This window comes from Streptomyces sp. NPDC060002 (assembly GCF_042737245.1).
In the GTDB taxonomy this organism is placed as follows: domain Bacteria; phylum Actinomycetota; class Actinomycetes; order Streptomycetales; family Streptomycetaceae; genus Streptomyces.
On record NZ_JBHWUW010000034.1, the window covers coordinates 82,341 to 93,033 of the forward strand.

Here is a 10,693-nt window from a genome sequence, read left to right on the forward strand (position 1 = left end):
TTCCTACCTGTGAGTGAGACAACGCATGACGTCGGAGTCGTGGTGACTGCGCCTCCGTCGCCCGACGAGGGCCTCACGGCGGCACAGCTGGCCGCCGAGTACGGGCTGGCCGTGAGCGGCGCCCGGCCTGCGCTGCGGGAGTACGTCCGGCAGCTCTGGGGGCGCCGGCACTTCATCATGGCGTTCTCCCGGGCGAAACTGGCCTCCCAGTACAGCCAGGCCAAGCTCGGCCAGCTGTGGCAGGTGGCCACGCCGCTGCTGAACGCGGCCGTGTACTTCATGATCTTCGGCCTGCTGCTCGACGCCGGCCGGGGGATGTCGAAGGAGGTGTACATCCCCTTCCTCGTCACGGGCGTCTTCGTGTTCACCTTCACGCAGAGCTCGGTGATGACCGGCGTACGGGCGATCTCGGGCAACCTCGGCCTGGTCCGCGCCCTGCACTTCCCGCGTGCCTCGCTGCCGATCTCGTTCGCCCTCCAGCAGCTCCAGCAACTGCTGTACTCGATGCTGGTGCTGTTCGTGGTCGTGATCGGCTTCGGCAGCTACCCGGACGCCTCCTGGGCGCTGATCGTCCCGGTGCTGGTCCTGCAGTTCTGCTTCAACTCCGGTCTGGCGCTGATCTTCGCCCGGGCCGGCGCCAAGACCCCGGACCTGGCGCAGCTGATGCCGTTCGTGATGCGGACGTGGATGTACGCGTCCGGCGTGATGTTCTCCATCCCCGTCTTCCTCGCGGACAAGCCGCAGTGGGTGGCCAACATCCTGCAGTGGAACCCGGCCGCCATCTACATGGACCTGATGCGCTTCGCGCTCATCGAGGAGTACAGCGCCGAGAACCTGCCCGCGCACGTCTGGGCGGTCGCGGGCGGCTGGGCCGTCCTCGTCGCCGTCGGCGGCTTCGTGTACTTCTGGCAGGCGGAGGAGAGGTACGGCCGTGGTTGAGCCGCTCGCGGGACAACGGATCCCGACCGTCATCGCCGACGAAGTCCACATCGTCTACCGCGTCAACGGCGCCAAGTCGGGCAAGGGCAGCGCCACCGCGGCGCTCAGCCGCATCGTCAGGCGCGGTTCCGCCGACACGGAACGCGGGGTGCGCAAGGTGCACGCCGTGCGCGGTGTCTCCTTCGTCGCCCACCGCGGCGAGGCCATCGGCCTGATCGGCTCCAACGGCTCCGGCAAGTCCACGCTGCTGCGGGCCATCGCCGGTCTGCTGCCGCCGGAGAGCGGCAAGGTCTACACCGACGGCCAGCCCTCGCTGCTGGGCGTCAACGCGGCCCTGATGAACGACCTGACCGGCGAGCGCAACGTCACCCTCGGCGGGCTCGCCATGGGTATGTCCCGCGAGCAGATCAAGGAGCGCTACCAGGAGATCGTCGACTTCTCCGGCATCAACGAGAAGGGCGACTTCATCACCCTGCCGATGCGCACCTACTCCTCCGGCATGCAGGCCCGGCTGCGCTTCTCCATCGCCGCCGCCAAGGACCACGACGTCCTGATGATCGACGAGGCCCTGGCCACCGGCGACGCGAAGTTCCGGGGGCGCTCCGAGGAACGCATCCGGGAGCTGCGCGAGCACGCCGGCACGGTGTTCCTGGTGAGCCACAGCAACAAGTCGATCAGGGACACCTGCGACCGTGTGCTGTGGCTGGAACGCGGCGAACTGCGGTTGGACGGCCCGACCGAAGAGGTCATGAGGGAGTACGAGAAGTTCTCGGGCAAGTAGCGCGATTCGGCCAGGGCCCCGCCGGAACTGTCCGGCGGGGCCCTGCGTCTGCAAAGGAAACGTCAACTCCGGGTCAGCCTAGGAATCTTGACGCCAATCGGTGTGTTGTTGTGATGTCCCGGACACCCCCGCGAACCGTGCCGCGTTGTACAACGTAAGCTGGACCGGCCCCCGAATCGCGCCAAGTGGGGCGAAAACGCTCAGCACCCGCCGTCGAGGCCGCTGCGCGGGCGGCTGGGCGGCGTGTCCGAAATAGTGTGTATTAGGTCCGCAGTGTAGAACGGGAGATGTGACGGCGATGGCTACGGAAACTCCCCAGATCGACGCAAGCCGTGCCGTCCCCGCCCCGGGCGGCCGACGATGACGGCACCCGCAGCGCCACGTATCGGCGACCCGGAGCGCGGCACGCTCGACAAGGCCGCGGACGAGAACTTCCCGGTGGCCCCCTTCTTCCTGCCCAGGGCCTGGCGCGACGACCTGACGGCCGTGTACGGCTTCGCCCGGCTCGTCGACGACATCGGCGACGGCGACCTCGCCCCCGGCGGTGCGGACGCCCGGCTGCTCGGCGTGTCGGCCACCGCGGCCGAGGACCGCCTCGCGCTGCTGGACGCCTTCGAGGCCGATCTGCATCGTGTTTTCGACGGATCCGACGGCCCGCCCCGGCACCCCCTGCTGTGCCGCCTCCAGCCGACCGTCCGGCGCCGCTCGCTCGGCCCCGAGCCCTTCCTCGGCCTGATCGCCGCCAACCGTCAGGACCAGCTCGTCACGCGCTACGAGACCTACGACGACCTCCTCGCCTACTGCGAGTTGTCCGCCAACCCCGTGGGCCGGCTGGTCCTCGCCGTCACCGGCGCCGCCACCCCCGAGCGGATCCGCCGCTCCGACGCGATCTGCACCGCGCTGCAGATCGTCGAACATCTCCAGGACGTGGCCGAGGACCTCGGCCGCGACCGTGTCTATCTGCCCGCCGCGGACATGAAGCGCTTTCACGTCAAGGAATCGGATCTGGCCACGAGAACCGCGGGCGCGTCGGTGCGCGCGCTGGTCGCGTACGAAGCCGAACGCGCCGGCGATCTGCTGAATGAAGGCGCCCCCCTGGTGGGTAGCGTTCACGGCAGGCTGAGGCTGCTGCTCGCGGGATTCGTGGCGGGGGGAAGGGCGGCGATCAAGGCGATCGCCGCCGCCGGGTACGACGTGCTTCCCGGCCCGCCCAAGCCCGGCAGGCTCCGGCTGTTGCGCGAGGTGGGCGTGACCCTGCGAGGAGAGGGGTGATCCGGGCCGTGGAGTCGTCACCGCACGTGTCCGCGCCGGTACTCGCCGCATACAGCTACTGCGAGACGGTCACCGGACAGCAGGCCCGTAACTTCGCGTACGGCATCCGGCTGCTGCCCACGTCCAAGCGCCGCGCGATGTCGGCGCTGTACGCCTTCTCGCGCCGCGTCGACGACATCGGCGACGGCGCGCTGGACGGCGAGGTCAAGACCGCCAGGCTCGAGGAGACCCGGGCGCTGCTCGGCCGGGTCGGCGCGGGCGAGGTCGCGGAGGATGACACCGACCCCGTCGCGGTCGCCCTCGCGCACACGGCACGGGTCTTCCCCGTCCCGCTGCGCGGCCTTGACGAGCTGATCGACGGCGTGCTGATGGACGTGCGCGGCGAGACCTACGAGACCTGGGACGACCTGAAGGTGTACTGCCGCTGTGTGGCGGGTGCCATCGGGCGCCTCTCGCTCGGCGTCTTCGGCACCGAACCGGGAGCGCGCGGCGCCGAGCGCGCGCCGGAGTACGCCGACACGCTCGGGCTCGCGCTCCAGCTCACCAACATCCTCAGGGACGTCCGCGAGGACGCCGAGGGCGGCCGCACCTATCTGCCCGCCGACGACCTCGCGAAGTTCGGCTGCTCGGCCGGGTTCGACGGGCCGAAGCCGCCGGAGGGCTCCGACTTCGCGGGGCTCGTGCACTTCGAGGTGCGGCGGGCCCGCGCCCTCTTCGCCGAGGGTTACCGGCTGCTGCCCATGCTCGACCGGCGCAGCGGCGCCTGTGTCGCCGCCATGGCGGGCATCTACCGCCGCCTCCTCGACCGCATCGAGCGCGACCCCGAGGCCGTGCTGCGCGGCCGGGTCTCGCTGCCCGGACGGGAGAAGGCCTATGTGGCCGTACGCGGGCTGTCGGGCCTGGACGCCCGGCATGTGTCGCGGCGGACCGTCAGGAGGCATCCCTGATGGACGCGATCGGTGACAAAGTGGGCCAAGGTGATTCCACCGGCGAAAAGCGGCACGCAACCCTCCGGTGCGGCGCGGCGTCCCTGACTGCGACGGCCAGCGGTGCAGAGTTCGAACACCATGGCCGGTCCGCACGGGAGGGCGCAGGATGAACGACGAGCAACTCGCGGACGTCTCGCAGGCGTCCGGCCCTTCGGGGCGAACCGCCGTCGTCGTGGGGGGAGGGCTCGCCGGGGTGACCGCCGCGCTCGCGCTCGCCGACGCGGGCGTACGCGTCACCCTGCTCGAAGGCCGGCCCCGGCTCGGCGGCCTGGCCTTCTCCTTCCAGCGCGGCGAACTGACCGTGGACAACGGACAGCACGTGTACCTGCGCTGTTGCACCGCCTACCGCTGGTTCCTCGAACGCATCGAGGGCAGCGCGCTGGCGCCCTTGCAGGATCGTCTCGACGTGCCCGTCGTCGATGTGGCCAGGCCCGAGGGACGGCGGCTCGGCAGGCTGCGGCGCGACGCGCTGCCCGTGCCCCTGCATCTGGGGCGCAGCCTCGCCACGTATCCGCATCTCTCGCTCGCCGAACGCGCCGGAGTGGGCCGTGCCGCGCTCGCGCTCAAGAGGCTCGACCTCGCCGATCCGCGCCTGGACGCGACTGACTTCGGCAGCTGGCTGACCGCGCACGGTCAGTCGGCACGCGCCGTCGAGGCCCTCTGGGACCTGGTCGGGGTCGCCACCCTCAACGCGGTCGCGGGCGACTGCTCGCTGGGGCTCGCCGCGATGGTGTTCAAGACCGGTCTGCTGTCCGACCCGGGCGCCGCCGACATCGGCTGGGCGCGTGTCCCGCTGGGCGAACTGCACGACCGGCTCGCCCGCAAGGCGCTCGACTCCGCGGGCGTGCGTACCGAGGTCCGTAACCGCGTCACCTCCCTCTCTCCCGACGAGAACGGGACGTGGAGCGTTCAGGTTCCAGGCGAGACACTGCACGCGGACACGGTCGTCCTCGCCGTCCCGCAGCGCGAGGCCTACGACCTGCTCCCCGACGGGGCGCTCGACGACGCCGAGCGGCTGCTGGAGATCGGCACCGCCCCCATCCTCAACGTGCATGTCGTCTACGACCGCAAGGTGCTCGACAAACCCTTCTTCGCGGCGCTCGGCACGCCCGTGCAGTGGGTCTTCGACCGCACCGCCGCCTCCGGGCTGGGCGAAGGCCAGTACCTCGCCCTGTCCCAGTCCGCCGCGCAGGACGAGATCGACGAACCCGTCGCCGCGCTGCGCGAGCGCTATCTGCCCGAGCTCCAGCGGCTGCTGCCGGGCACGCGCGGCGCCGAGGTCAGGGATTTCTTCGTGACCCGGGAGCGCACGGCGACGTTCGCCCCCATTCCCGGCGTCGGGCGCCTTCGGCCCGGCGCCCGCACCAGAGCCCCCGGCCTGTACCTGGCCGGAGCGTGGACCGCCACAGGGTGGCCCGCGACCATGGAGAGTGCGGTCCGCAGCGGTGTGAGCGCGGCGGACGCCGCGCTGAGCGCCCTGGGCCGGCCCCGCCCCCGCCGCCTCTTCGCGTTCGAGGAGGCGGCCTGATGCTCGATCAGCACGGCTCGGCACACCCCCGCACCCTCTCCGGCACCGCAACAAGAGGAGAAACAGTGCCCACAGTGCCCCCGGCCACGCCGGCCGCTCGGAGGACCGCGGTGGACGTGACCGCGCTCCTGGAGCGTGGCCGCACCCTGGCCACCCCGGTGCTGCGGGCGGCCGTCGACCGTCTGGCACCGCCCATGGACACGGTCGCCGCCTACCACTTCGGCTGGATCGACGCCCAGGGCAACCCGACCGACGGCGACGGCGGCAAGGCCGTGCGTCCCGCTCTCGCCGTGCTCTCCGCCGAGGTCACCGGCGCCGCTCCCGAGGTCGGCGTGCCCGGCGCGGTCGCCGTCGAGCTGGTCCACAACTTCTCGCTCCTGCACGACGACCTGATGGACGGCGACGAGCAGCGCAGGCACCGGGACACCGTCTGGAAGGTGCACGGCCCCGCCCAGGCCATCCTGGTCGGCGACGCCCTGTTCGCCCTCGCGGGCGAGATCCTCCTCGAACTCGGCACGGTCGAGGCGGCCCGGGCGACCCACCGGCTGACCGTCGCCACCCGTGCCCTCATCGACGGCCAGGCCCAGGACATCTCCTACGAGCACCGAGACCGGGTCAGCGTCGAGGAGTGCCTGGAGATGGAGGGCAACAAGACCGGCGCCCTGCTGGCCTGCGCCAGTTCCATCGGCGCCGTGCTCGGCGGGGCGGACCGGCGCACCGCCGACGCCCTGGAGAAGTACGGCTACCACCTCGGCCTGGCCTTCCAGGCCGTGGACGACCTGCTCGGCATCTGGGGCGACCCGGAGGCCACCGGCAAGCAGACCTGGAGCGACCTGCGCCAGCGCAAGAAGTCCCTGCCGGTGGTGGCCGCGCTCGCGGCGGGCGGTTCCGCCTCCGAACGGCTCGGGGAGATCCTCGCCGCCGACGCCAAGAGCAGCGACTTCGAGACCTTCTCCGAGGGGGAGTTCGCGGCCCGCGCCGCCCTGATCGAGGAGGCCGGCGGCCGTGACTGGACCGCCGGGGAGGCCCGCCGTCAGCACGCCGTCGCCCTGGACGCCCTGAACGCCGTGGACATGCCCGAGCAGGTGCGGGACCGGTTCACGGCGCTCGCCGACTTCGTCGTCGTACGAAAGAGATGATCCCTATCGGTCGAATAGCCCTCGCGTAGTCGCCGGCCGGTGTGCGAGGAGAGAGCACCGGCCGACGGCGGACCCACAGCAGACGCAACGCCATGCACACTGCACGAAGGGGAAGCCATGACAGCGACGACCGACGGAAGTCCCGGGGCCCTGCCGCCCCGCGCTGCCGCGGCCAGCGAAACCGACATCACCATCCCCGTGGCGGCCGGGGTACAAGAAGCCGCCGCGAGCGCCATGCAACGCGCCACCGACTTCCTGCTCGCCCGGCAGGACGCCGAGGGCTGGTGGAAGGGCGACCTCGAGACGAACGTCACGATGGACGCCGAGGACCTGCTGCTCCGTCAGTTCCTGGGCATCCGCGACGAGGCCACCACCCGGGCCGCCGCGCTCTTCGTCCGCGGCGAGCAGCGTGAGGACGGTACGTGGGCCACCTTCTACGGCGGTCCGTCCGACCTCTCCGCCACCGTCGAGGCGTATGTCGCCCTGCGGCTGGCGGGCGACGCCCCCGAGGCGCCCCACATGCGCCGGGCCTCCGGGTGGATCCGCGAGCAGGGAGGCATCGCCGCCGCCCGGGTCTTCACCCGGATCTGGCTGGCCCTGTTCGGCTGGTGGAAGTGGGAAGACCTGCCCGAACTTCCGCCGGAGCTCTTGTTCTTCCCTAAATGGTTCCCCCTGAGCATCTACAACTTCGGCTGCTGGGCGCGGCAGACGATCGTGCCGCTCACCGTCGTGTCGGCGAAGCGCCCGGTGCGTCCGGCGCCGTTCCCCCTCGACGAGCTGCACACCGACCCCGCGAACCCCAATCCGCCCAAGCCCCTTGCCCCGGTGAACAGTTGGGACGGACTCTTCCAGCGGCTCGACAAGGTGGTGCGCGGCTACCGGTCGGTCGCGGTGCGCAGGCTGCGCGGGGCGGCCCTGAACTCCGCCGCCCGCTGGATCATCGAGCGGCAGGAGAACGACGGCGCCTGGGGCGGGATCCAGCCGCCCGCCGTGTACTCGGTGATCGCCCTGCACCTGCTCGGCTACGACCTCCAACACCCGGTGATGCGGGCGGGACTCGAGTCGCTGGACCGTTATGCCGTGTGGCGCGAGGACGGCGCGCGGATGATCGAGGCCTGTCAGTCGCCGGTGTGGGACACCTGTCTGGCGGCGATCGCGCTCGCCGACGCGGGGCTCCCCGCCGACCATCCGCAGCTGGTCAAGGCCGCCGACTGGATGCTCGGCGAACAGGTCGTCCGGCCGGGCGACTGGTCGGTGAGCAGGCCTCAACTGCCCCCGGGCGGCTGGGCGTTCGAGTTCCACAACGACAACTATCCCGACATCGACGACACCGCCGAGGTCGTCCTCGCGCTGCGCCGGGTCAAGCACCACGACCCGGAGCGGATGGACCGGGCCATCGCGCGCGGGGTGCGCTGGAACCTCGGGATGCAGTCGAAGAACGGGGGCTGGGGCGCCTTCGACGTCGACAACACCAGCCCGTTCCCCAACCGGATGCCCTTCTGCGACTTCGGCGAGGTCATCGACCCGCCGTCGGCCGACGTCACCGCGCACGTCGTCGAGATGCTCGCGGTCGAGGGGCTCTCGCACGACCCGCGCACCCGGCGCGGCATCGAGTGGCTGCTGGCCGAACAGGAGCCGGACGGCTCCTGGTTCGGGCGCTGGGGCGTCAACTACGTCTACGGCACGGGGTCGGTGGTGCCCGCCCTCGCCGCGGCGGGCCTGCCCGCCCAGCACCCCGCGATCCGACGGGCGGTCGCCTGGCTGGAGCGGGTGCAGAACGACGACGGCGGCTGGGGCGAGGACCTGCGCTCCTACCAGGACGCCGCCCGCTTCAGCGCCCGGGGCGCCTCGACGGCCTCGCAGACGGCCTGGGCGCTGATGGCGCTGCTGGCGGCCGGGGAGAAGGACTCCAAGGCCGTCGAGCGGGGCGTCGCCTGGCTGGCGCAGACCCAGCGGGAGGACGGTTCCTGGGACGAGCCCTACTTCACCGGCACCGGCTTCCCCTGGGACTTCTCGATCAACTACCACCTCTACCGGCTGGTCTTCCCGCTGACGGCGCTCGGCCGGTACGTCCACGGAGAGCCGTTCAGCAAGCAGCCCGCCCCGCACGCGGCTTCCACCGAGGCCAAGGGGGGCTGATGAGTACGCAGTCCGTCCCGTCCCCGCTGCTGATCGCCTGCGCCCTCGGCATCGAGCACCTCGCCCTGCGCATGGGCGACCGCGGCGGAGCCGACGGGCCGGTCACCGTCCTGCGCACGGGCATGGGACCGAAGGCGGCGGAGCGCTCCGTCACCCGCGTCCTGGCCGACCCGATGTTCGAGGGGGCGGCCGTGCTGGCCACGGGGTTCTGCGCCGGCCTCGCCCCCGGTATGCACCCCGGCGACCTGGTCGTCGCCGAGGAGACCCGTGACCCGCGCGGCAGTGTCCCCTGCGTCGGCACCGAGCTGCTCGTCAAGGAGCTCGCACGCACCCTGCCCGGGCGTACCGTCCACACCGGCCCCCTCACCGGCTCCGACCACGTGGTTCGCGGTCATGAGCGGGCCGACCTGCTCGCGACCGGCGCGATCGCCCTCGACATGGAGTCGGCGGCCACGCTTCTGAGCGCCGTGCGTGCGGAGCCGCGCCCGGTTGCGGCCGTCCGGGTGGTCGTGGACGCTCCTGAACATGAACTCGTCCGGATCGGCACGGTACGCGGGGGAATATCTGCCTTCCGCGTCCTGAGCTCGGTCCTGCCTGCTTTTTTCGAATGGCACCGTAATGTTCTGCTCCCCCGGAGGTGAGCCACATGGCCATGCCACTGCGCCAGTCCGTCAAGGTCGCTACATACCTGGTTGAACAGAAGCTCCGCAAGCGGGAGAAGTTTCCGCTCATCGTCGAGCTGGAACCCCTCTTCGCCTGCAACCTCAAGTGCGAGGGCTGCGGCAAGATCCAGCATCCGGCGGGAGTGCTCAAGCAGCGCATGCCGGTCGCCCAGGCCGTGGGCGCGGTGCTGGAGTCCGGTGCGCCGATGGTGTCCATCGCGGGCGGTGAGCCCCTGATGCACCCTCAGATCGACGAGATCGTGCGGCAGTTGGTGGCGAAGAGGAAGTACGTCTTCCTCTGCACGAACGCCATGCTGCTGCGCAAGAAGCTGGACAAGTTCACGCCCTCTCCCTACTTCGCCTTCGCCGTGCACATCGACGGGCTGCGGGAGCGGCACGACGAGTCGGTGGCCAAGGAAGGCGTGTTCGACGAGGCCGTGGCGGCCATCAAGGAGGCCAAGCGGCACGGCTTCCGGGTGACCACCAACTCGACCTTCTTCAACACCGACACCCCGCAGACCATCGTCGAGGTGCTCAACTACCTCAACGACGACCTCAAGGTCGACGAGATGATGATCTCGCCCGCCTACGCCTACGAGAAGGCTCCCGACCAGGAGCACTTCCTCGGTGTGGAGCAGACCCGAGAACTGTTCAAGAAGGCCTTCTCGGGCGGCAACCGGCGCCGCTGGCGGCTCAACCACTCGCCCCTGTTCCTCGACTTCCTCGAGGGCAAGGCCGACTTCCCGTGCACGGCCTGGGCGATCCCCAACTACTCGCTCTTCGGCTGGCAGCGGCCCTGCTACCTGATGAGCGACGGGTACGTGCCGACGTACCGTGAGCTGATCGAGGAGACGGACTGGGACAAGTACGGCCGGGGCAAGGACCCGCGCTGCGCCAACTGCATGGCGCACTGCGGCTACGAACCCACCGCCGTCCTCGCCACCATGGGCTCGCTGAAGGAGTCCCTGCGCGCCATGCGGGAGACCGTCAACGGAAACCGGGAGTGACGGCATGACCGCCGTCTCCCTGGGCGTCCCCGGGATGCCGGTCCGGCCGGTGGCGTCGCGACGTGAGTCGCGGCGGATCCAGGTCGGTCCGGTGGCGGTCGGGGGCGGGGCCCCGGTGTCGGTGCAGTCGATGACGACGACGCGCACGTCCGACATCGGCGCCACCCTCCAGCAGATCGCCGAGCTCACCGCGTCCGGCTGCCAGATCGTCCGGGTGGCCTGTCCCACCCAGGACGA

General features: G+C 71.0%; 11 protein-coding genes. All 11 read left to right on the forward strand.

What is annotated here, in order from left to right:
- Positions 1–9: 9 nt before the first annotated feature.
- Positions 10–939 (forward strand): ABC transporter permease, encoded by a 930-nt coding sequence (locus tag ACFWBD_RS26795; protein WP_385671700.1) that lies wholly within the window; start codon positions 10–12, stop codon positions 937–939.
- Positions 932–1,720, forward strand: coding sequence for an ABC transporter ATP-binding protein (locus ACFWBD_RS26800; protein ID WP_385671703.1), 789 nt, complete (start codon positions 932–934; stop codon positions 1,718–1,720). Before ACFWBD_RS26795 ends, ACFWBD_RS26800 begins: the two co-directional genes overlap by 8 nt.
- Before the next feature lie 360 nt (positions 1,721–2,080).
- Positions 2,081–2,992 (forward strand): squalene synthase HpnC, encoded by a 912-nt coding sequence (hpnC, locus tag ACFWBD_RS26805; RefSeq protein ID WP_385671706.1) that lies wholly within the window; start codon positions 2,081–2,083, stop codon positions 2,990–2,992.
- Positions 2,989–3,939, forward strand: a complete 951-nt coding sequence (hpnD, locus tag ACFWBD_RS26810) for a presqualene diphosphate synthase HpnD (RefSeq protein ID WP_385671709.1) — start codon at positions 2,989–2,991, stop codon at positions 3,937–3,939. Before hpnC ends, hpnD begins: the two co-directional genes overlap by 4 nt.
- Positions 3,939–4,091 (forward strand): DUF6380 family protein, encoded by a 153-nt coding sequence (locus ACFWBD_RS26815; protein WP_385671712.1) that lies wholly within the window; start codon positions 3,939–3,941, stop codon positions 4,089–4,091. The genes hpnD and ACFWBD_RS26815 overlap by 1 nt, the downstream gene beginning before the upstream one ends.
- Positions 4,088–5,509, forward strand: a complete 1,422-nt coding sequence (gene hpnE, locus ACFWBD_RS26820; RefSeq protein WP_385671715.1) for a hydroxysqualene dehydroxylase HpnE — start codon at positions 4,088–4,090, stop codon at positions 5,507–5,509. Before ACFWBD_RS26815 ends, hpnE begins: the two co-directional genes overlap by 4 nt.
- Positions 5,510–5,619: 110 nt before the next feature.
- The gene (locus tag ACFWBD_RS26825; RefSeq protein WP_385671742.1) at positions 5,620–6,648 is read left to right on the forward strand and encodes a polyprenyl synthetase family protein; all 1,029 of its coding nucleotides are present in this window, start codon (positions 5,620–5,622) and stop codon (positions 6,646–6,648) included.
- Between the two features lie 117 nt (positions 6,649–6,765).
- Entirely contained in the window at positions 6,766–8,787 is a 2,022-nt protein-coding gene (shc, locus tag ACFWBD_RS26830; protein WP_385671718.1) for a squalene--hopene cyclase, read from the forward strand.
- Positions 8,787–9,428 carry a 1-hydroxy-2-methyl-2-butenyl 4-diphosphate reductase gene (locus tag ACFWBD_RS26835; protein ID WP_385671721.1) on the forward strand — a complete coding sequence of 214 codons (642 nt, stop codon included), beginning with the start codon at positions 8,787–8,789 and terminating at the stop codon, positions 9,426–9,428. Before shc ends, ACFWBD_RS26835 begins: the two co-directional genes overlap by 1 nt.
- Before the next feature lie 5 nt (positions 9,429–9,433).
- Positions 9,434–10,456: an adenosyl-hopene transferase HpnH gene (gene hpnH, locus ACFWBD_RS26840; protein ID WP_385671724.1), complete on the forward strand. Its 1,023-nt coding sequence runs from the start codon at positions 9,434–9,436 to the stop codon at positions 10,454–10,456.
- Positions 10,457–10,460: 4 nt separating this feature from the next.
- On the forward strand, positions 10,461–10,693 hold a 233-nt coding region (locus ACFWBD_RS26845; RefSeq protein WP_385671727.1), incomplete at its 3' end, for a flavodoxin-dependent (E)-4-hydroxy-3-methylbut-2-enyl-diphosphate synthase.